Genomic DNA, 22,229 nt, shown 5'->3' on the forward strand with positions numbered 1-22,229 from the left:
CACTAAAATGGCATTTTTTACTTAATTTTTAAATCTGCGTTATTCAAACGCAACGAGTTCAAAATTACGGATACCGAACTGAAACTCATTGCGGCCGCCGCAATCATTGGGCTCATTAAAATTCCGAAAATCGGGTAGAGCAATCCTGCTGCAACAGGAATTCCTAAAGTGTTGTATATAAAGGCGAAAAAGAGATTTTCCTTGATATTTTTTAGCAGCTTTTCGCTTAAAATTTTCGCTTTTGCAACGCCCAAAATATCGCCTTTTAAAAGCGTAATTTCTGCACTTTCTATAGCAACATCAGTTCCCGTTCCCATCGCAATACCAACGTTTGCCTGAGCTAAAGCCGGCGCGTCATTAATTCCGTCGCCTGTCATCGCCACGATTTTTCCTTCAGCCTGAAGTTTTTTAATTTCCTCCATTTTGTCCCGCGGCTGGCAGTTCGCGAAATAGGTTTTAATACCGAGTTCGTCCGCGACAGCTTTCGCTGTATTTTCATTGTCACCGGTCATCATCACCACTTCGATGTTGTGTTCGTGCAGATAATCGATGGCTTTTTTGGAACTTGCTTTAATATTGTCTGAAAAAGCAAGCATTCCCAAAACTTCATTTCCTTTCGCGAGGTAAGAAATGGTTTTTGCGCGGCTTTTTCCGGAGTCTACCTGATCCTGCAAATTTTGCGGAACCGAGAGGTTAAAATGTTCCAAAAGCGCGGCGTTGCCCAAAAGAATCTGTTCACCTCCGATTTTTCCTGTTACACCTTTACCTGAAATATTTTCGAAGTTTTCAACTTTTTCAAAATCGCTTTTTTCATTTTTAAATTCCTGCAAAACCGCATTTGATAGCGGATGTTCCGAGTTTTGGTTTAATGAAGCCGCCAGCTTTAAAATAAGTGCACGGTTGCTGTTTCCAACGGAAATCACTTCATCAAGTCTGGGTTTTCCTTCGGTCAAAGTTCCGGTTTTGTCGGTAATCAGCACGTTTACTTTGTGCATCTGTTCAAGTGCTTCAGCGTTTTTAATTAAAATACCATTTTTTGCGCCTTTTGCAATTCCGACGGTTAAAGACATCGGTGTTGCCAAACCAAGCGCACACGGACATGCGACAATCAGCACCGCAACGGCATTTACAAAAGCATAAATTAAGGCATTTTCACCGCCAAAAATTCTCCACAAAACAAAAGTCAAAATTGAAATTCCAATGACGGTCGGAACGAAAACTTTTGAAATTCGGTCTGCTAATTTCTGGATTGGCGCTTTGCTTCGGCTCGCGTCATTTACCATTTTAATGATCTGCGAAAGCAACGTGTCCGCACCGATTTTTTCAGCTTTCATTAAAAATGTTCCGTTTCCGTTTATTGTTCCGGAAGTAACCATTTCGCCGCTTTTCTTTTCCACCGGAATGGGTTCGCCGGTAATCATGCTTTCATCAACATTTGAATTTCCTTCTGTAATCTTACCGTCAACCGGAATTTTTTCGCCCGGTTTCACACGCAAAATACTGCCAATTTTTACCTCCGAAAGTGGCACTTTTTTCTCAATATTATCAATGATTAAATTTGCTTCAGCTGGAGAAAGATTCATCAGTTCTTCGATGGCTTTTCCGGTTCTCTGGTGCGCACGCGCTTCAAGCATCTGACCTAAAATTACCAACGTCAGAATCACACAAACCGACTCAAAATAGAGTGGTATGCTGCCACCATGCCGGATTTCGTGCGGTAAAATATCCGGAAAAAACATCGCAACAAGGCTGAATAAAAATGCAGCTGCAGAACCCAACGCGATCAGTGAAAACATATTAAGATTCCAGGTTTTAAAAGAAATCCAGCCGCGTTTCATCAAAAACCAGCCAGCGTAAAATATTACCGGAATGGAAAGTAAAAGTTCAATAAAAGCCTGTGTTTGACCGGAAAAAGGGAAAACATACCACATTCCGCCCATTGATAAAATGAAAACCGGAATGGAGAAACCCAAAGCAATCAGAAACTTTTTCCTTAAGTTTTTATAGGTATCATCTTCACCGCCTTCGTCGTTGTTTCCGGGAATTCTTACGAGGTCCATTCCGCAAACCGGACAGCCGACATTAGAATCGTAGAGTTTGTCACCTTCGCAAAACATCGGACAGTAATATTTTCCGACGTTATTTTCCTGGTGGATAGCGCTTGGTTCTTCAATATGCTTGTGAGAATGGGAATGCGGCGCGGCAGAAGCAACCAATTCTTCCGTAATTTCCTCCAAATGCATGTGGCAAACGGGACAGCCAACATCGGAAGGGTAAGTTTTATCACCTTCGCAGAACATCGGACAGAAATAGTCACCTATTTTTTCAGGGAAGCTTTCTGGTAAATTTGTTTTTGAAAAAGTTTGCGGTTTATCCTTATAATCAGCTCTTTCCTCGATCGGAACCAGATACATATTGCAGACCGGACAACGTTGTCCCGGCGAAAAGTACACTTTTTCACCTTCGCATTCCATTGGACAATAATAAACGGAACTTGGTGAAATTCTTTCGGAAGGCGGCGTATGTTGATGTTTATCCATTTCTAAAATTTATAAAGCAAATTTCCCCATTTTTCGCGAAAAGCTGTTATAAATATACGGAAGAAAGTTATAAAATTCAGATGCTGTCGAGCGGGAGGCGGTTTTTTACTTTCAGTGTTTTGAACGCCGATGGTGTAAAACCTGTGGTATTTTTAAATTGGGATGATAAATGCTGAACACTTTTATACCCGAGTTTGTTAGAAATTTCGGTTAGCGAAAATTCGTCGTATAAAAGCAGTTCTTTTACCTTTTCGATTTTTTGAAGGATGAAAAACTGCTCCAAAGTCACGTTTTCATTTTGGGAAAATGTTTTCGAAATCGCGCTGTAATCTTTCAAAAGTTTTTCGGCTAAAAATTTAGACAGAACAAAATCTTCAGAAATGTCCAGTTCATTAATTTTTACTATTAAGACTTTCTTGACTTTTTCAATGATCTTTTTGGAAGCATCTTCCAGAATTTGAAAACCAATTTTCTGCAACTGCTGATCAAGGTTTTGTATTTCTGTTTTGTTTAAATTTTCCGTGGTTTCAACTTCACCTAAATGCACAGCAGCAACCGGAACCTGCAGATCATTAAAAACCTTTTCCACCGCAGAAATACAGCGGTTGCAAACCATATTTTTAATGTAAACTGTCATTATAAATCCGGTTTTAATCGGTCGGAAATAAACTCGATTTTTGTCTTGCCATGTCTGGTTGGTTTTCCATCTAAATTCACCCCCACGAAAATTATTTTTTCAATGGTGATGATGGTTTGCCGCGTCATCATATTGCGGACATCGCAGGTTAAAGTGATCGAAGTATTTCCAAATTCCGTGGCTTCAATTCCTATTTCGATAATATCGCCCTGACGCGCGGAACTTACGAAATTGATTTCCGAAATATATTTAGTTACACAACGCGGCGTTTCAAGCTGAACGATTGCGTAAAGTGCAGCTTCTTCATCAATCCATTGCAGCAATCGGCCGCCAAATAAGGTGTGATTCGGATTCAAATCTTCAGGTTTAATCCATTTTCGGGTATGATAGTTCATGTTTTTGGTTTTATATTATCGTGTAAATACAAGTTTCGTATCGCTCGACAAATACTCGGCGATATAATATTTTTCGAGGTTGAAGGCTTTCAGTTCGTCCAGCGTCTTCACGTTATTTTCCGCGCAGAAACGGGCCACCAGGCCGCGCGCATGCTTGGTATACACTACAATTTGTGCAAGCTTTCCTTCGCGGTAATCGTAAAATTCGAAATCAATGACGGGCGCTTTGATTTTTTTCTTGTCTAATACTTTAAAATATTCTTTGCTGGCGAGATTCAGCACCACATCTTTTGATTTCAGTTCGCTGTTAAGTTCCTCTGTGACTTTTTCTGTCCAGAATTCGTAGAGGTTTTCGTAACCTTCGAACTTGAATTTTCTGCCCATTTCAAGACGGTAAAGCATAATGCGGTCGGAAGGTTTTAAAAGCCCGTACAATCCGGAAAGCATGCGGTAATTTTTTTGGAGGTATTTGATGCTTTTTTCGTCTAATGTCTTTGCATCCAAACCGCGGTACACTTCACCGGCAAAAGCCATCAGCGCTGGTGCAGATTCTGTGGCGGAAGGATTTGCTTTCCATTTTTGGTTGCGTTCCCAGTTTTCATCAGCAAGTTTGCTGGAAATTTCCATGAGATCCGCTAAATATTTTGGTGATTTTTGCTTTAAAGTTTCCTGAATCAGTTCAGCTTCTTTGATGAAATGCGGTTTTGTCATTTTCAAAAAAGGGCTGGAACCTTCAATATTCATAAGCTTTGCGGGCGAGGTGATGATTTTCATATTTTATAAAAGACCGTAAAAATTAAAAAAAAGTGCTCTAAAGCAGCTAAGAATTCCATCCCGACCAGAGTGGATCCCGATGTAAAATCGGGAGGGAACGGAGGGGGGAAAAGATGGCCAAAAAAACTGCTAAAATTCTCCTTTTCCCTGACGGATAATTTCGGGTTCGCTACCGGTTAAATCTACGATTGTGGACGCCACGTTGTCTCCGTAGCCGGAATCGATGACGATATCCACCAAATGATCGTACTTTTCAGCAATCAGCTCGGGATCGGTGGAGTATTCGATAACTTCGTCGTCATCTTTAATTGAAGTGGATGCGATCGGATGACCCAATTTTGCGACAATCATTTGTGGAATAGAGTGGTCGGGCACGCGGATCCCGACGGTTTTATTGCCTTTGTACGCGAGCGGCAGGCTTTTGTTGGCTTCCAGAATAAAGGTGAACGGGCCCGGCACATTATTTTTCAGATAGCGGAACGTGCTGGTGTCAATCGGACGCGTAAATTCCGAAAGATGGCTGAGATCGTTGCAGATAATAGAAAATTGGGCTTTTTCGAGCTTAATTTTTTTGATCTGCGCGAGTTTTTCCATGGCGCGAATATCGAAAATATTGCAGCCCAAAGCGTAGACCGTATCGCTTGGATAAATGATGAGACCGCCGTTGTTGAGCGTTTTCACCACTTCGGCAATGAGGTTTTCCTGTGGATTTTCGGGGTAAATTTTAAGAATTTTTGCCATATACAAATTTAATAAAAATTAAGCATTAAAGCATTTTGGTAAAAAAAGGTGAGTTTGGTGAAAGGCGAGATTTCCCCAAAACCTTCACCAAGGCGTATAAAAAAAGAGAACCACTGCTGTGATTCTCTTTATTTAGTAGCGGAGACACGACTCGAACGTGCGACCTCCGGGTTATGAGCCCGACGAGCTACCTACTGCTCTACCCCGCGTTATTGTGATGCAAATATACAACATTTTTGTGAAAATCCAAATCTTGAGAAAAATTTTGCCCATAGAATGGTATTTTTTTTCAGTTTAGATTTATTGCTACAGAAGTTGGCTCAAAATCCTTTCGCTTAACATGGTGAAAATTCGCTTGTTATATGCTTTATCATCCAAATTGTATATTTCAAATTCTTCCGCCGTCAGCATTCCAAGCGTCAACCCAAGGCAGATATTTTTCAAATTCGCATCTCTCTGAAAACTTTGATTAATGAAATTTCTTTTCTTTTCCGGATTTAAAGAGGTGAAATCCAATTTCTGCCGCGCTAAAAATGCTTTGTAAAAAGCCAGAAATATTTCATTTTGTAATTTTAAAATCGGGCGCAAAACTTCGTTTTGAAATTTCTCCACCGCGGTGCTTTCTTCAAAAGTTGGTATTTCTAAAACTGTACGTAAATCTTTTTTGGTAATCATTTTAAAGGCTGTAATTTCACCAAAAGTAGACATTAATTCCGCAAAAGTTGGGAAGTGGCGATTGGTAATTCCGATTCTTTACCGCTTCTAACGGCAAATTTTTTAAAAATATAATTTCTAATTTTGAATTAAATTTTTGAATCATGTGCTATTACGTTTCGAATCAGCTGACGCGAAAGGAAATGAAAGACACTTTCGGCGTGACGTTTGAAGGTCCGGATTTTCAGGGTTCCGAGTTTACGAACGGATTTTCTTTTCCGAAAACGCCGGTGATTCTGGATGAAAACCCTGATGTTGCTGTTCTCGGCGCCTGGGGACTGCTTCCGTGGTGGGCGAAAGACCGTGGTCCACAAAAAAATACGCTGAACGCAAGAATTGAAACTTTAGCCGAAAAGGCGAGTTTTAAAGATTCGGTTTCAAAAAGATGTCTGGTTTTGGTCCACGGTTTTTACGAGTGGAAGCAGCTGGATGCGAAAGGTAAAAAGAAAGAAAAATATTTTATCCGCCTGAATAATGGTGAAAAACCGTTTGCTTTGGGCGGAATTTATAACTTCTGGACCGATCCGAAAACCAACGAGCTGCTCACGAGTTTTTCAATTGTAACCTCGGGTGCGAATGAATTTATGAGCGAAATTCACAACACGAAGGATCGAATGCCTTTGGTTTTAGCAAAAAGTGCTGAAGAAGCGTGGCTTTCTGAGCGTTCCGTCGATGATTTTGTTTTTCCGAATTACGATCCGGATTTGGTTGCAATTAATTTAGACGCATCATCAACTCAGCTTTCTCTGTTTTAGAATTTAAAAAATTTGCCGCTTTAGCAGCAAATTTTTTCTTTTCTTATTTAATGATTTTACCGTCGTAGGCGCTTTCATTTCCTAATCGGTCTACGGATTTTACCGCAACGGTATTGAGTTTTTTCCCGTTTTTAATTAAAGGTAAAGTTTCAGATATTCTACTTTTTTCAATGATTTGAGTTTCCCAAACATCACCATATTTAGCATATAAAATCCATTGAAAAACTTCAGTAAAATCCTTGGAATTCCATTTTGCAACAGCTGAAGTGCCGGATTTTTCGATGTATAAAAGTGGTTTTTCTAAAGGTTCGGTTTTAATCCATGGCGTCAAAGGTACGAGAGCCGGAGTTTTGTAGGCCTGGCTTACGGCGCTTAACATCGCGGGGGTTTTTGAGAGGCCGTCTACGCTATAATGAATTGTGCCGGCGGCGTCTTTTAAAACCGATCTTGTTGTATTGATTTGGCTTACGATTTCTGCTGGTCTATCGGACACACCATTTAAACCAACGGTATTTATTCCGGGGTAAAGATGCCTTTTTTGTGAATTTTCACTTTCCCACCATTTTAGCAAAGCCGGAAAACTTTGCGGACCATCGTTTTTCCAGTAGAGTTGGGGCGAAAAATAATCCAGCCAACCTTCATTTAACCACAATTTTGCATCTGCGTAGAGTTCATCATATTGTGAAGAACCTTTTATGCCTTCCGGAAAACCGGGTTTCCAAATTCCGAAAGGGCTGATACCGAACTGCACGTAGCTTTTTTCGGCTTTTATCTCGTCATGAATTCTTTTGATAAATTTATTCACGTTCGCGCGGCGCCAGTCTGCTTTAGATAAATTTCCGCCAGTTTTTTGGTACATATTCCAGGTTCGGTTGTCGGGAAAATCTTTACCGCCGTTGTATTCACGGTAGGGATAAAAATAATCATCGATGTGCACCGCATCAATATCATATCTTTTTACCAGATCATTGATTACTTTAGAAACGTGATCCTGGGTTTTTTCATCCGAAGGATCCATCCAGTGCATTCCGTTTTTAAGCTTAATGATTTGCTCCGGCATTTTTTTAACTAATGATTCAGAAGTAATTGCGCCGCCGGTGGTGTGATGCGCGCGGTAGGGATTTAACCAGACGTGAAGTTCCATTCCGCGTTTGTGAGCTTCTAAAATCCAAAATTCCAATGGATCATAATAAGGTGTTGGCGCTTTACCAATTTCGCCTGTTAAGAAATACGACCACGGCTCAATTGTGCTGTTATACATCGCGTCCGCGGAAGGTCGTGCCTGAAAAATTACAGCGTTAAAATTGGCGTTTTTCAGCAAATCTAAAATTTTCAGCGCTTCCACTTTTTGCTGTTCGGTAGAAAGATTGTTTCGTGAAGGCCAGTTGATATTGGCAACGGTTGCTACCCAAGCTGCACGGAATTCGCGGTTTACTTCCGGGAGATTCAGCTTTAAAACTTCAACTTTTGGTTCGGGCACTTTTGGTGTGACTGGTTTTGTGGTAACCACCGGTTTTTTGGCGGCTGTTTTAGGCTTTTTTGGCGTACCGCAGGAGGTAAATAAAACAGCAATTGCAAGCAGGAGTGCGGACGGTGAAATTTTTATGTGCATGCGCAAAAATAGCAATATAATTTAAACTAAGGTCAAAATCAGGTTTAACCAAAAAAGTTATCTAAAAGCAAAAATACTTGGCAAGTAATGTGTTCAGCCAAAAAGTAATTCCCTGTTTTTCAGCAATTATTCTTTTTTATCGCGCGTGCGAAATTATGCATTACATTAAAACTTCTCCAAATTTATTATGTTAAATTTAGCGGAAATTTGCTAATGTTTTTAACTCTTACTTAACTGTATGTTAACACGTTATAACAAATTTTGGTATATCTTCTGTTGCTGGAAAAGCCTAACCAAAAAAACATTATTATTATGGCAACAAGAGGTAATTCCGGTTCAGGAAGATCTAATTCTTCATCCGGTAGAGGTAATTCAGGAGGAAGAAGTCAGGAAGAAGATTTCGACTTAGAAGAAATCTTCCAACAGGCCTATGAGGATGGATATGAAGATGGCTACGCCGACGCGCAGGCAGACGAAGATTATGATGATGATTATGAAGACAGCTATGATGAATGGTATGAAGAATACGAGGACGATGATGAGGACTACGATGATGATGAAGAAGACGATGATGAAGACGACAGAAGAGGAAACAGCGGCCGTGGTTCATCCCGTAGCGGATCTGGCGGCGGTAGAGGCGGCTCAGGCGGCGGACGTGGCGGCTCCGGTGGAGGACAAGGTGGAAGCAGAGGCGGTGGTTCCGGTGACGGAAGAGGCGCCCGTGAAGGTCATCCGTTCTTTGGAAACCAGTATACATCTGGTAGAGGACGTTCCGGTGGAGGCTCAAGAGGTGGTTCATCCGGAGGTTCAGGAGGTGGAGGTTCACGTGGCGGTTCATCGGGCGGCGGTGGTCGTGGCCGTGGCGGTTCATCCGGTGGTGGCAGCGACAGAAGAGGTGCCCAGGAAGGTCATCCGTTCTTTGGAAACCAATATACATCCGGTAGAGCAGGTTCCGGCTCGAGAGGTGGCTCACAAGGTGGCGGCTCTCGAGGTGGAAGTTCAAGAGGCGGTAGCCAAGGTGGCGGTTCCAGAGGAGGATCACAAGGTGGTGGCTCACGAGGTCGTGGTAATCAGCAAAGAGATAGCCAGCGTAGATTTACATCCGATGGTAGAAGCAGCAGAGGTAGCGGTTCCGGTAGAAGAGGAGGTTTCGGTAGCCGTGGCGGAAGAAATTCTTAACTAAATATATAAGGCCGGCTATGATGGCCGGCTTTTTTAAATTAACGCATTAAAAAAGAAAAATTATGGATTCCGATAATACAAAAACAGCAAACACTTCAGCAGAAGAAACACAAAAAGCCGGAACAAAAAAAAGTGCTTCCGGAGCAGCTAAAAACAGCAGTACCAATTCAAGCAGTTCTGCATCATCCGGTACATCTGGTTCATCTACTTCTAGCCCTTCATCAATGCAGAATTCGCAAACTTCCGGTCCAAAAGATTACAGTCAGGAAGCGACTAAAGACGGTCCGCTTTACAAATTCTTCCTCGATGGTTTGAAAGATATGTACTTTTCTGAAAAGCACATTCTGGAAGCATTACCAAAAATGAAAGCTGCAGCAACTACAGAAGAGTTGCAGGAAGCTTTTGAAGATCACCATTTGGTAACTCAAAAGCAGGTTTCACGTCTGGAGAAAGTTTTTAAAACAATTGAAGAAAAACCTGAAGGTAAAAAATGCGAAGCCATCATTGGTATTGTAAAAGAAGGCGAAAGCATTATTCAGGAAACTGAAGAAGGCACAATGACCCGCGATGCCGCGCTGATTATTGCAGCACAAAAAGTAGAGCATTATGAAATAGCATCTTACGGTGGTTTGGTGGCCTTAGCTGAAACGCTGAATTTAGACCGCGCCGCTGATTTGCTTCAAACAACACTGGAAGAAGAAGAAGAAACCGATCTCGACTTAACTTATATTGCTGAATCATTCATTAATTTCCGCGCAGCGGACGAAGATGACGATGACGACAGCGAAGATTATGAATACGATGATGACGACGACGACCGCGGTCTGATTTTATAAACTTTTAAACATAAAGCAAGCTTTCAAGCTTGCTTTTTTAATTAAAACTAAAGTAAAGAATAAAAGAAAAATTTCCGGCTTAAACGGCATTTTTTTTCAAAATTTCTTTGCTTAAATTTTTAAAGCTAAAAGCAAAAAAAAGCCCCAAAACGGGGCTTTTTTTTATTTATAGCAGAAGTGATTTTTATCCTTTCGCTCCTCTTTCAATACGTTTTCTTTCGTTTTCAGAAAGTACTTTTTTACGCATTCTGATGAAGTTCGGTGTAACTTCAATCGCTTCGTCGCCCTGGATATATTCCATACATTCTTCCAATGAGAACAAAATTTTCGGTGCAATGCTGCCGTCCTTATCTTTTCCGGAAGCACGCATATTGTTCAGCTGTTTAGCTTCCACGATGTTTACCACCAAATCTCCAGGTTTGTTTTGCTCACCGATAATCATTCCTTCATAGATTTCCTCGCCCGGATCAACAAAGAATTTACCCCTGTCCTGTAATTTTGCAATTGAATATTCAGTAGCAGGACCTTGTCCTTTGCTTACCAAAACTCCAACCAATCTTCCAGGAATTGAACCTTTGAAAGGTTTATAATCTACGAAACGGTGCGCCATAATTGCTTCACCTGCAGTTGCGGTCAACATTTGCGAGCGCAAACCAATCAAACCTCTGGAAGGAATTTCAAATTCCAAATGCTGCATTTCGCCTTTGGTTTCCATAATGTGAAGATCACCTTTTCTTTGTGTTGCCAAATCGATAACTCTTGAAGCATATTCTTCCGGAACGTCAACAACCATAGATTCATACGGTTCAGATTTTACGCCATCAATTTCTCTCAAAATAACCTGTGGCTGGCCAATTGTCATTTCGTAACCTTCTCTTCTCATCGTTTCGATTAGAACAGAAAGGTGAAGAATACCACGACCGAAAACCAAAAATGTATTTGCGTCTTCTGTAGGTTCAACTCTTAAAGCTAAGTTTTTCTCCAACTCTTTCATCAACCTTTCTTTCAGGTGATTAGAAGTTACATATTTCCCGTCTTTTCCGAAGAAAGGCGAGTTGTTGATGGAGAATGTCATGTTCAAAGTCGGTTCATCAATTGCTGTACGTGGCAACGGATCTGGATTTTCAAGATCAACGAAAGAATCGCCAATCTGAAATTTATCAAAACCAACAATTGCACAGATGTCACCTGCTTTTACTTCCTGAACTTTCTTTTTACCAAGACCTTCAAAAACGTATAATTCTTTTACTTTTCCTTTAATAATGTTTCCGTCTTCCTGCGCAAGACCTATCCATTCAGATTCTTTTACAGAACCTTGAGTGATTTTTCCAATTGCAATTCTTCCCAGGAAAGAAGAGAAATCCAATGATGTAATCTGCATTCTAAGCGGACCTTCTTTAGCTTCCGGCGCCGGAACATGCTCTAAAATTCCGTCTAATAGCGGGAAAATATTTTCTGTCGGTTCCAATGAAGTATTGAACCAACCTTGCTTTGAAGAACCATAGAATGTTGGGAAATCCAATTGCTCTTCGGTTGCATCAAGGTTAAAGAACAAATCGAAAACCTGATCGTGAACTTCATCCGGTCGACAGTTTGGTTTATCAACTTTGTTGATGACAACAACTGGTCTTAAACCTAGTTCCAAAGCTTTCTGGAGTACAAAACGCGTTTGTGGCATCGGACCTTCAAATGCATCAACCAAAAGAAGTACACCGTCTGCCATTTTCAAAACACGTTCTACCTCACCACCGAAATCGGCGTGACCAGGCGTATCAATTACGTTAATTTTGGTGTCCTTATAAGTAACCGAAATATTTTTTGATAAAATGGTAATTCCACGTTCACGTTCCAGATCGTTGTTATCCATGATAAGATCACCTGATTCCTGATTTTCGCGGAAAACACTGGTAGCGTGAATGATTTTGTCAACCAAAGTAGTCTTTCCGTGGTCAACGTGCGCAATAATTGCGATATTTCTGATGTTTTGCATATTCGTTTTTTGACCGTGCAAAAGTAATCTTTTTTGGTGAAATAACTTTATAAGTTTTTCAATTTAATAAATTTTTATGTTAATTTTTGGCGAAAGTTGAATGCACGTTTAAAAATTAGCTGCTAAAACGCCTAATTTTCTGCAATTTATTTATAATCAAATGGTTATCGGAAAAAGCTAAAATGAAAAAAATGCCGATTTAAGGGCAAAAAAAGAGACCTCACGATCTCTTTTAAAATATTCTCGGTAAAAGTTTTGAATTTAATTCGTTTTCAGATAGTTGTAAATACTGTCTTTCAGGTGAACTCTTTTTCTTCGGAGGTCGGTTAAATGCTCGTCGGTGGTGTGGTTTTGTTCACCTTCTTCGTAGTGCTGTATGAGCGCGTTTATCTCTTCATAATTCACGTACATTTTTCGGAAAATGTCGTCATTCAATTTAAATTCTGCGATTTTTTCTTGCGCTTCGGGAAATTCCTGAGTAAGGGTGTGATTTTCCATGACTTTAAATTTTAATTATTTTATGAAATAAAGTTAGCTAAAAATCACTTGATAAAAACGAAAATTTCCTCCATTTTTGCTGATTTATTTCAGTTTTAAGGAAACCTATTTTTTCAGCTTCACGTAAATTTCACCTTTCTTTTTTCCATTAGCGCCCTTTTTGAAAACGTTTACCGATTCTATTTTTGCAGGATCTATCTTTTCCATTTCGGCTTTCGTAGAAGCTTTTCCGTCAATATAAATATCGATTTCGTCGTTCACGTTAAGATTGGGATTTTCGTTTGTGGAAGTGGCGTTGGTATTATAATTAAAATTTATACCGTCTTTCAGCTGCGAATTTTTTACCGCTTCTTGGGCCTTTTTTTCTGCGTCAGCAATTTTCGCTTTAAACTCCGGAGAATTCACCATTTTCTCCGCTTCTTTTGCTTTCATCTCGGCGTTGGCAATTTGCTTTTTAAATTCCGCAGAGTTGAATTTTTTAGCCGCTTTTTCGGCATTTTTTTGCGCTTCTTTAATCTGTTTTTTAAATTTTGACGAATTCACATATTCTTCCGCTTTTTTTGCGTGAATTTCTGCGTCTTTCATCTTGTTTTTAAAATCGTCGGAATTGTAATAAGCACCTACTTTCGCGTAAAGCTGATCCATATCGCCAAACTTTTGCTCCAGCATTTTTTCGATGTTTTTAAAATCTTCTTTACCGTAAATTTCATCTATTTTCGAGCTCAGATCATTTATTTCCAGATTCAGAGCTTTAAATTTTGGACTTTCAAAATCCATTTTGTCTGTTAATTTTTGCAATTCCTGAGTTTTTTGGTGCAAACGTTCTTCAATTTTTCGCGCTTCATCGCTTTTTTCATTTAAGTGTTCCTGCAAAGGCTGAATTTCCTGCTGTTTTTCGGCAATCTTTTGCTGAACATTTTCCAGGGATTTTTCGGTCGTAATATTTTGCTCCTTATTATTAGGAGTAATAGTGTCGGCTTTTAACCTGAAAACCAGTTTTTCAACTTTAAGGTTGGATTCTTTAATTTCTTTATTTTTCGCATTCACCAAATAGAAGAAGGCAAGCAAAAATAATAAGGGCAATGCGGCGATTCTGCGCGCATAACTGAATTTTGTCTTTGATTGTTTAAGCATTTTTAATCTTTTTTTGAGGTTAGAACTTAAGAACGGACTCGTTGCAGGTAACTGTTTTCCGGAAAAGTGACTTGCCAAAAGCATCTGCGCAAATGCTTTCGTGTCCGAGTTTTTTAAGGCTTTTCGGTCAGCAAGATATTCGTGGATTAATGAAATTTCTTTTTTGATGAAGTAAAAAAACGGATTGAACCAAAAGAGGGAAGTGGCGACTTCTAAAAATATTTTGTCCCAGGAATGTTTCTGCTCGATGTGCACCATTTCGTGTTTCAGAATCTGTTTGCCTAAATCTGACTGAAGCAAAATGGAATCTTTCCAGAAAAGATTTTTGAAAAAAGAAAACGGCGCTTCGGGCAAATTTGTGTGATAAAAGCTGATGCCTTCGAAATTTTCTTTTTTAAATTTCTTTTTCAGGCTTTCAATTTTAGCTAAACCATACAGAAATTTAACAATGAAAAAAGAGGCAATTAAGCCGGTAAAAATTGCTATAAGGGAAAAATAATCGAAATTTTGATTTACATTTTTACTTGATTCAGCAATATTTAAATTGTTTAATATTAAGTAGATATCACCATTTACTTCAAGTGTAAAATAACTTACTTTCAGCAAAGGCAAAATCATGCTGATGACCACCGCCGCAATTAGATAAAAGCGGTTGTAATGGTGAAAAGTTTTGTCTTTCAGAAAGAGCTGATAATAGAAAAACAGCACACCAGAAGTCAGAATAACTTTGCCGGAATACATTAAAATTTCCATCAGTTTTTGTTTTTGAGTTCGTTCAGAAGCATTTCCAGATCTTCGACGCTTATCTCATTTTTTTCCACTAAAAAAGAAACTGCATTGGTGTAAGAACCTTCAAAATAATTTTTTACCAGGCTTTTCATCGTTTTTCCGCTGTATTTTTCTTTGGAAATTAGCGGAAAATATTGGTGCTGCCGTCCGAAAACTTCGTAATCAACAAAGTCTTTTTCCTTTAAAACTTTTAAAATTGTAGAAACCGTATTGGTGTGCGGTTTTGGTTCTGGAAACTGCTCTAAAACATCTTTCAGAAACGCTTTCCCCAAATCCCATAAATACTGCATCACCTGTTCTTCGGCTTTCGTCAACTGCGAAATTTTCATATCACTATTTATTTAGTGATACAAATGTAGATTTTTATTTTGAATGTACAACTATTTTTATAGTGATAAATAAAAATATTATTTAATGAATTGATTTTCAGTTAGAAAAACCTTTATTATAATACTTCTGTGGCAACACATCTGATAAAGCAGTTGACGTCTGATACTACGGCTGAAAATCCATAAAAATCATTTCATTAAAATTAAAAATTTGCCGCTTTTAGGGGCAAATTTTTTTATATAGAAAATCGTTCAAAATATTTATCTTTGCACACGCTCAATTCAAGGTTTCTGCCAACGGAAATCTAAAAATTTAACCTCACAACGTACGATATGAAATGTGGAATTGTAGGTTTGCCAAATGTCGGTAAATCAACCCTTTTTAACTGTTTAAGCAACGCCAAAGCGCAATCGGCAAACTATCCTTTCTGTACCATCGAACCGAATTTAGGAACGGTTTCCGTACCGGATGAAAGACTTTTCGTGCTGGAAAAACTGGTGAATCCCGAAAGAGTTTTACCTGCCGTTGTGGAAATCGTAGATATCGCAGGTTTGGTGAAAGGCGCGAGCAAAGGCGAAGGTTTGGGAAATAAATTCCTTGCAAATATCCGAGAATGTGAAGCGATTATTCACGTTCTTAGATGTTTTGAAGACGGAAATATTGTACACGTTGAAGGAACAGTTGATCCGCTTCGTGATAAAGAAATCATTGATATTGAATTACAGCTGAAAGACATTGAAACTTTAGCTAAAGCTGTAGAAAAAGCAAAAAAGTTCATCAAATCCGGTAAAAAAGATGATGTGATGACTTACGAAACTTTGCTTAATCTGCAGAAATTTGTGGAAGAAGGGAAAAATGCGCGTGAATTTCCGACGGATGATTTTTCTTCTACAATTATTGCTGATGTTCAGTTATTGACAAACAAACCGGTGCTTTACGTTTGTAACGTGGATGAAAATTCCATAAAAAACGGCAACGACTGGATCGCAAAAATCGAAGAAATGGCGGCTAACGAAGGCGCTGAAGTAGTAGTTTTAGCGGCGCAAATTGAAGCCGACATCAACGAACTGGAAACTTTCGAAGAAAGAGAAATGTTTTTGGATGAACTGGGTTTAACTGAACCCGGCGTAAACCGATTGATCAGAAAAGCTTACGACTTGCTGAAACTGCAAACTTATTTCACCGCAGGTGTAAAAGAAGTTCGCGCCTGGACCATCGGAAAAGGTTGGACCGCGCCACAGGCTGCTGGCGTTATTCACACCGATTTCGAAAAAGGATTTATCCGCGCGGAAGTCATTAAATATGAAGATTTTGTAAAATTCGGTTCTGAAGCAAAGGTAAAAGAAGCCGGAAAACTTTCCGTAGAAGGTAAGGAATATATCGTTCAGGACGGCGATATGATGAATTTTAGATTTAACGTGTAAAAACGGCAAATTTTTTAAAAATATCAAAGCGGACTTCGGTTCGCTTTTTTTTGCCCCTAAAAATGGCAAATTTTTCAAAAAATATTTTTGTAAATTGTGTCAAATTTAAAATATGAATACCAAAAAAGTAGCAGTTATAGTCGGCAGTTTGCGCAAAGAATCTTTTAACCGGAAAGTCGCGAAAGAAATGATTCGCCTGGCGCCGGAAGGTTTGGAACTTCAAATTGTTGAGATAAAAGATCTTACCTTTTTCAGCGAAGATATTGAAAACAGTCCGCCACAAACCTGGACGGATTATAAAAATCAAATTCAAAACTCAGATGCCGTTTTGTTTGTTTCGCCCGAATACAACCGAACCATTCCCGGCGTGCTGAAAAACGCTATGGAAATCGGAGGAAGACCACCGAAAGAAAATTCCTGGAAAGGAAAGCCGGGCGCTGTTGTAACCGTTTCTCCAGGCGCTATTGGCGGGATGGGAAGCAACCAAACCATCCGCGTGGCAGCTGCAAACCTTCATATTTCGATGATGACGCAGCCAGAAGCGTTTATCGGAACCATTAAAGACAAATTACAGGAAGACGGCGTAACCGTTGACGAAAAAACAGCAAAATTTCTGGTTACTTTCCTTGAAGCTTTTAAAAGCTGGATTGAAAAATTTTAGCCGTTAAACGGGTATTTTTTTTGAAAAAGCAAAGCAGCTTTAAAAATTTTCCACAAAACTTTTGAAATTGCTTTGCTTTCACTATTTTTGTGAGTTGCCGAAAATAAGGCACGGTCCAAAAATAGAATGAGCGAAAACACCACAGTAAATTACTCCGAAGACAATATCAGAACCCTCGATTGGCAGGAACATATCCGGATTCGTCCGGGAATGTACATAGGCAAATTGGGCGACGGTTCTTCCGCAGACGACGGAATTTATATTTTGCTCAAAGAAATCATCGATAACTCCATCGATGAATTTGTGATGAAATCTGGTAAACGCATCGAAATCAAAATCGATGAAGGCAAAGCCACTATTCGTGATTACGGGCGCGGAATTCCTTTAGGTAAAGTTGTTGACGCCGTTTCAAAAATGAATACCGGCGGAAAATATGACTCCAAAGCCTTCAAAAAGTCCGTTGGACTAAATGGTGTCGGTTCCAAAGCCGTTAACGCGCTTTCTGAATATTTCCGTGTTACATCCATCCGCGATGGTAGAGCCAAAGTTGCGGAATTTTCTAAAGGTTTAATTACCGAAGATTTTAAAGAAAAAGATTCTACCGACCGAAACGGAACAGAAATTACTTTTATTCCGGATTCCACCATTTTTACGCATTTCAAATTCCGGAAGGAATACATAGAAAAAATGCTGAAAAATTATTGTTACCTGAATCCGGGTTTAAAAATAGTTTTCAATGGTGAAACCTATTTTTCGGAAAATGGTTTACGCGATTTGCTTCAGGAAGAAATTGAAGGGGAAATCCTTTATCCAATTGTGCATTTGAAGGATGAAGATATCGAAGTTGCGATTACGCATTCCGATAAATCTCAATCTGAAACCTATTTTTCTTTTGTAAACGGACAAAACACTACACAAGGTGGAACGCACTTGAATGCTTTCCGCGAAGCGTATGTAAAAACTATCCGCGAATTTTTCAATAAAAATTTCGAAGCTGCTGATATCCGAAAATCAATTATTGCGGCGGTTTCTATAAAAGTAATCGAGCCGGTTTTCGAGTCGCAAACCAAGACCAAATTGGGTTCCAACGAAATGGAACCCGGAAAAGAAACGGTGCGGACTTTTATTCTGAATTTTTTAAAGAATAAACTCGATAATTATCTTCACCAGAATACGGAGATTGCGGAAGCGATTCACCGCAAAATCATTATTTCTGAAAGAGAAAGGAAGGAACTTTCCGGAATTCAAAAATTAGCTCGTGAAAGGGCCAAAAAAGTTTCGCTTCACAACAAAAAATTGCGCGATTGTCGCCAACATTATAACGATCAGAAAGCTTTGCGAAAAGCCGAAACGATGATTTTTATAACCGAAGGTGATTCTGCTTCCGGTTCCATTACCAAGTCTCGCGATGTGGAAACGCAGGCTGTATTTTCTCTGAAAGGAAAACCGCTGAACTGTTACGGCCTAACGAAAAGAGTGGTGTACGAAAATGAGGAGTTCAACCTGTTGCAGGCCGCGCTAAATATTGAAGATTCTCTGGAAGATTTGCGTTTCAACCATGTAATTATCGCAACCGATGCTGATGTTGATGGAATGCACATCCGACTTTTGATGATTACGTTTTTTCTGCAGTTTTTCCCGGATTTAATCAGAAACGGTCATCTTTATATTTTGCAGACGCCGCTTTTCCGCGTGCGAAACAAAAAGGAAACGCGCTATTGTTATTCGGAAATCGAAAGGTTAAAAGCTTTAGACGAATTGGGAAAAAACCCCGAAATAACCCGGTTTAAAGGTTTAGGAGAAATTTCACCGGACGAATTCAAACATTTCATCGGAAAAGATATCCGTTTGGAGCCTGTAGTTTTAGGAAAAGACCAAACAATCGATCAGATTTTGGAATTTTATATGGGAAAAAATACGCCGGACCGTCAGCAGTTTATTCTGCAGAATTTGGTAGTGGAAGATCCCGACATTGATAAAAAAGAAATTATTGCGGAAGCAGAAGTATAAATTTAAAATTTAACGTAGGAGGTTATAATGAGGTTAAATAACAGGAATAAAGCTGGTTATTTTCAGTTTTTAAGCATTTTGGTTTTAATGGTTTTGGTGGGTGGCATTGTGTTGTATTTTATTGACAGGAGTAATGAACGTATCAATTTAGGTTCGGTATTATTATTAATTATTCCGCTGTTTTTTGCCCTTATTTTTTACCTGCGCGGAAGCCAGATTTTTGAGTATGACAGTGATGGTGAAGCCTTAAATTTCCGCAACAAAAACGTTGTTTTTTTCCTGAATAAAGCCAAAAGCGACGAATTCCCGAAATATAAACTGTTGGATTACGAAATCGTAAATCTTATTTTGTACAAACGACTGTATGTAACCATCAGCAGTAAAAAAAGCAAATCTGTAATTTTAAAATACGACATTTCGTATCTCTCCGGTAAAGAATTAGACGACCTAAAGTCCTCGCTAAAAAAGGTCCTAAGTAAAAACAAAGAATAAAGAGCGCGAGCGCTAGAGAATGGAAGAAAACAACACGCACCACGAAGAAACGCTGCGCAAAGTCAGTGGTTTATATCAGGATTGGTTTTTAGATTATGCCTCGTATGTCATTTTAGACCGGGCAATTCCTTCTATTTTTGATGGTTTCAAGCCGGTGCAGCGCCGCATCATGCATTCTATGCGCGAGCTTGAGGACGGCAGATATAATAAAGTTGCCAACGTTGTTGGGAACACCATGAAATACCATCCGCACGGCGATGCTTCTATTACCGACGCCATGGTGCAGTTGGGCCAAAAAGAGCTTTTAATTGATACGCAGGGAAACTGGGGAAATATCTATACCGGAGATTCTGCAGCGGCAGCTCGATATATTGAAGCGCGCTTGACGCCATTTGCTTTGGAAGTTGTTTTCAACGCAAAAACCACGCACTGGGCAAAATCTTATGACGGCAGAAATAATGAGCCTGTAGATTTACCGGTAAAATTTCCTTTGCTGTTGGCTCAGGGTGTTGAAGGTATTGGTGTGGGTTTGTCTACGAAGATAATGCCGCATAATTTCAATGAATTAATTGAGGCTTCTATCGCGCATTTAAAAGGCAAAAAATTCCAGATTTTCCCAGATTTTTTAACCGGCGGAATGTTGGATGTTTCCGGATACAACGACGGTGAACGTGGCGGAAGAATTCGGGCGCGCGCGAGAATCATTCAAAAAGATAAAAATACGCTGTGCATCATTGAATTGCCTTTTGGTAAAAATACCGGCGATCTTATCGATTCTATTATTAAAGCCAATGAGCGCGGCAAAATTAAAATCAAAAAAATTGAGGATAATACCTCGGATAAAGTTGAAATAAATATTCATCTGAATAACGATGCTTCACCGGACCGAACGATTGATGCGCTGTACGCTTTTACCGATTGTGAAATCCCGATTTCACCGAACGCGTGCGTAATTGTCGGTAATAAACCGATGTTTCTTACTGTTTCGGAAATTCTTCGACAGAATACCGATCACACCGTTTCATTGCTGAAAAAAGAGCTTGAAATTGAGCTTCACGAACTTCAGGAAAACTGGCATTTTTCCTCATTGGAGCGCATATTTATCGAAAACCGGATTTATCACGACATCGAAGAAGTAAAATCCTGGGAAGAAGTTATTTCAACCATTGACAAAAGCTTAAAACCTCACACATCGCATCTTTTGCGAGCTGTAACTGAAGAAGATATTGTCCGTTTAACCGAAATCAGAATTAAAAGAATTTCGCGTTTCGATCTGGATAAATTCAAAGAAAATATTCTGGCGCTTGAAGGAAAAATAGAGCAGGTAAAATATAATCTGGAAAATTTAATTCCATATTCCATTGCGTATTACACCAATATCCTAAAAAAATACGGCAAAGGAAAAGAGCGTAAAACTGAACTACGCATTTTTGACACCATTGATGCGACCAAAGTTGCGGTGGCGAACGAAAAATTCTATGTGAACCGCGAAGAAGGTTTCGTGGGAACTTCATTGCGAAAAGACGAATATCTGTTTGACTGTTCGGACATCGACGATATTATCACGTTCCAGAAAGATGGAACGATGAAAGTGGTGAAAGTGGAAGCGAAAACTTTTATCGGTAAAAACATAGAGCATGTTGCGGTTTGGAAGAAAAACGACAAGCGCACGGTTTATAATATGATTTACCGCGAGAGCAAAGACGGAGCGTATTATATGAAAAGATTTTCGGTAACCGGCGTTACGCGAAATACCGATTATAAGTTAGCTTCTGATAAAAAAGGTGCTGAAATGCTATATTTTTCGGCAAACCCGAATGGTGAAGCGGAAAAAGTAAGCGTAATTTTGAAGTCAAATGCGAGAGTTCGGAAAAGTAAAATCGACATCGATTTTTCGGATATGGCGATAAAAGGCCGCGATTCCAAAGGAAATTTAGTCACGAAATATCCGGTAAAAAAGGTAGATTTAAAGGAGGAAGGACATTCGACTTTAGCGCCGCGGAAAATTTGGTTTGATGAAACGGTTCGCCGCTTGAATGCCGACGCGCGCGGAACTTTACTCGGAACTTTTAAAGGTGATGACAAAATTCTCACCATCAATGCTGAAGGCGATGCAAAACTCGTGAGTTTCGATTTAAGCAACCGTTTCGATGGTGAATATCTCGTTTTTGAAAAATGGAAACCAGAGCAAGCGATTACGTGTATATATTTTGACGGTGAAAAGCAGATTTATTTTATAAAAAGATTTTTGCTGGAAAACACTTTGAATGTTCAGCATTTTATGCCTTCAGAGCACCCAAAATCTTTTATTGAAAACATCATCGTTTCTGATAACGCGACGGCAGAAATAATTTTTGCTAAAGAGAAAGGAAAGGAGCGCGAGCCTGAAACGGTTAATATCGATCAATTTATTTCCGTTAAAGGAATTAAAGCACTCGGCAACCAGTTTATAAAAGATAAAGTAAAAGCCATCAATATAACGGTTCCGGAAGTTACCGAAGAAATCCACGAAGGTTTCGATGTGGTGGAAGCAACCGAAGGTCACATCAGCTTTATCGATGAAGATGTGAAAGACGAAGATTTCCCGGAAGAAGGAACAATTGGTGATCTCTTCGATTTTCCCGGCTAAAACAAGGTTTTTTTTGATTTTACCAAAAGTAAATTTTAAAAATCGGAAGAATGTAAAATAAAAAAAAATCGCAGTTAAACTGCGAT

19 protein-coding genes and 1 tRNA gene are annotated in these 22,229 nt (G+C 39.4%); 8 read left to right on the top strand and 12 right to left on the bottom strand.

Annotated features, from left to right (window positions below; all coding sequences use genetic code 11):
- Positions 1–17: 17 nt before the first annotated feature.
- The 7 genes from OA84_RS07765 to OA84_RS07795 all read right to left on the bottom strand — a co-directional run bounded on the left by OA84_RS07765 (position 18) and on the right by OA84_RS07795 (position 5,795).
- Positions 18–2,540: a copper-transporting P-type ATPase gene (locus OA84_RS07765; RefSeq protein ID WP_039344439.1), complete on the bottom strand. Its 2,523-nt coding sequence runs from the start codon at positions 2,538–2,540 to the stop codon at positions 18–20.
- Between the two features lie 76 nt (positions 2,541–2,616).
- Positions 2,617–3,177 (bottom strand): helix-turn-helix domain-containing protein, encoded by a 561-nt coding sequence (locus tag OA84_RS07770; protein WP_039344441.1) that lies wholly within the window; start codon positions 3,175–3,177, stop codon positions 2,617–2,619.
- The gene (locus OA84_RS07775; RefSeq protein WP_039344443.1) at positions 3,177–3,572 is read right to left on the bottom strand and encodes an acyl-CoA thioesterase; all 396 of its coding nucleotides are present in this window, start codon (positions 3,570–3,572) and stop codon (positions 3,177–3,179) included. Before OA84_RS07775 ends, OA84_RS07770 begins: the two co-directional genes overlap by 1 nt.
- 15 nt (positions 3,573–3,587) lie before the next feature.
- On the bottom strand, positions 3,588–4,346 hold the full coding sequence (gene yaaA, locus OA84_RS07780; protein ID WP_039344445.1) for a peroxide stress protein YaaA: 759 nt from the start codon (positions 4,344–4,346) through the stop codon (positions 3,588–3,590).
- Between the two features lie 129 nt (positions 4,347–4,475).
- Positions 4,476–5,087, bottom strand: a complete 612-nt coding sequence (locus tag OA84_RS07785; protein ID WP_039344447.1) for an L-threonylcarbamoyladenylate synthase — start codon at positions 5,085–5,087, stop codon at positions 4,476–4,478.
- 136 nt (positions 5,088–5,223) lie between these two features.
- A tRNA-Met gene (locus tag OA84_RS07790) sits at positions 5,224–5,296 on the bottom strand.
- 97 nt (positions 5,297–5,393) lie between these two features.
- Positions 5,394–5,795 (bottom strand): hypothetical protein, encoded by a 402-nt coding sequence (locus tag OA84_RS07795; RefSeq protein ID WP_052252150.1) that lies wholly within the window; start codon positions 5,793–5,795, stop codon positions 5,394–5,396.
- Positions 5,796–5,905: 110 nt separating this feature from the next.
- On the opposite strand from OA84_RS07795, the gene OA84_RS07800 reads away from it, so the two are divergent.
- Positions 5,906–6,556, top strand: a complete 651-nt coding sequence (locus OA84_RS07800) for an SOS response-associated peptidase (protein ID WP_052252151.1) — start codon at positions 5,906–5,908, stop codon at positions 6,554–6,556.
- 43 nt (positions 6,557–6,599) lie between these two features.
- Here OA84_RS07800 and OA84_RS07805 read toward each other — a convergent pair whose 3' ends face one another.
- Positions 6,600–8,066 (bottom strand): glycoside hydrolase family 10 protein, encoded by a 1,467-nt coding sequence (locus tag OA84_RS07805; RefSeq protein WP_316930487.1) that lies wholly within the window; start codon positions 8,064–8,066, stop codon positions 6,600–6,602.
- 414 nt (positions 8,067–8,480) lie between these two features.
- On the opposite strand from OA84_RS07805, the gene OA84_RS11405 reads away from it, so the two are divergent.
- On the top strand, positions 8,481–9,347 hold the full coding sequence (locus OA84_RS11405) for a hypothetical protein (protein WP_156965051.1): 867 nt from the start codon (positions 8,481–8,483) through the stop codon (positions 9,345–9,347).
- Between the two features lie 65 nt (positions 9,348–9,412).
- Positions 9,413–10,186: a ferritin-like domain-containing protein gene (locus tag OA84_RS07815; RefSeq protein WP_084060889.1), complete on the top strand. Its 774-nt coding sequence runs from the start codon at positions 9,413–9,415 to the stop codon at positions 10,184–10,186.
- 184 nt (positions 10,187–10,370) lie between these two features.
- Here OA84_RS07815 and typA read toward each other — a convergent pair whose 3' ends face one another.
- From typA to OA84_RS07835, 4 genes are all read right to left on the bottom strand, one after another.
- Complete coding sequence (typA, locus tag OA84_RS07820) at positions 10,371–12,176, bottom strand: translational GTPase TypA (RefSeq protein WP_039344456.1); 1,806 nt, start codon at positions 12,174–12,176, stop codon at positions 10,371–10,373.
- Between the two features lie 261 nt (positions 12,177–12,437).
- The gene (locus OA84_RS07825) at positions 12,438–12,674 is read right to left on the bottom strand and encodes a DUF465 domain-containing protein (RefSeq protein ID WP_039344459.1); all 237 of its coding nucleotides are present in this window, start codon (positions 12,672–12,674) and stop codon (positions 12,438–12,440) included.
- A gap of 105 nt (positions 12,675–12,779) precedes the next feature.
- A complete protein-coding gene (locus OA84_RS07830; protein WP_039344462.1) occupies positions 12,780–14,561 on the bottom strand; it encodes a M56 family metallopeptidase in 1,782 nt (593 codons plus the stop codon).
- A complete protein-coding gene (locus OA84_RS07835; RefSeq protein ID WP_039344465.1) occupies positions 14,561–14,926 on the bottom strand; it encodes a BlaI/MecI/CopY family transcriptional regulator in 366 nt (121 codons plus the stop codon). The genes OA84_RS07830 and OA84_RS07835 overlap by 1 nt, the downstream gene beginning before the upstream one ends.
- 333 nt (positions 14,927–15,259) lie before the next feature.
- On the opposite strand from OA84_RS07835, the gene ychF reads away from it, so the two are divergent.
- The 5 genes from ychF to OA84_RS07860 all read left to right on the top strand — a co-directional run bounded on the left by ychF (position 15,260) and on the right by OA84_RS07860 (position 22,143).
- Complete coding sequence (gene ychF, locus OA84_RS07840; protein WP_039344467.1) at positions 15,260–16,351, top strand: redox-regulated ATPase YchF; 1,092 nt, start codon at positions 15,260–15,262, stop codon at positions 16,349–16,351.
- A 112-nt stretch (positions 16,352–16,463) separates the two neighbouring features.
- On the top strand, positions 16,464–17,012 hold the full coding sequence (locus OA84_RS07845) for an NADPH-dependent FMN reductase (RefSeq protein WP_039344469.1): 549 nt from the start codon (positions 16,464–16,466) through the stop codon (positions 17,010–17,012).
- 126 nt (positions 17,013–17,138) lie between these two features.
- The gene (locus OA84_RS07850; protein ID WP_039344471.1) at positions 17,139–19,022 is read left to right on the top strand and encodes a DNA topoisomerase IV subunit B; all 1,884 of its coding nucleotides are present in this window, start codon (positions 17,139–17,141) and stop codon (positions 19,020–19,022) included.
- A 27-nt stretch (positions 19,023–19,049) separates the two neighbouring features.
- Positions 19,050–19,514 carry a hypothetical protein gene (locus OA84_RS07855; RefSeq protein WP_039344472.1) on the top strand — a complete coding sequence of 155 codons (465 nt, stop codon included), beginning with the start codon at positions 19,050–19,052 and terminating at the stop codon, positions 19,512–19,514.
- Positions 19,515–19,533: 19 nt separating this feature from the next.
- A complete protein-coding gene (locus OA84_RS07860; RefSeq protein ID WP_039344474.1) occupies positions 19,534–22,143 on the top strand; it encodes a DNA gyrase/topoisomerase IV subunit A in 2,610 nt (869 codons plus the stop codon).
- The last annotated feature ends 86 nt before the right edge of the window (positions 22,144–22,229 follow it).

The sequence above is a fragment of the Kaistella solincola genome (assembly GCF_000812875.1).
GTDB lineage: Bacteria > Bacteroidota > Bacteroidia > Flavobacteriales > Weeksellaceae > Kaistella > Kaistella solincola.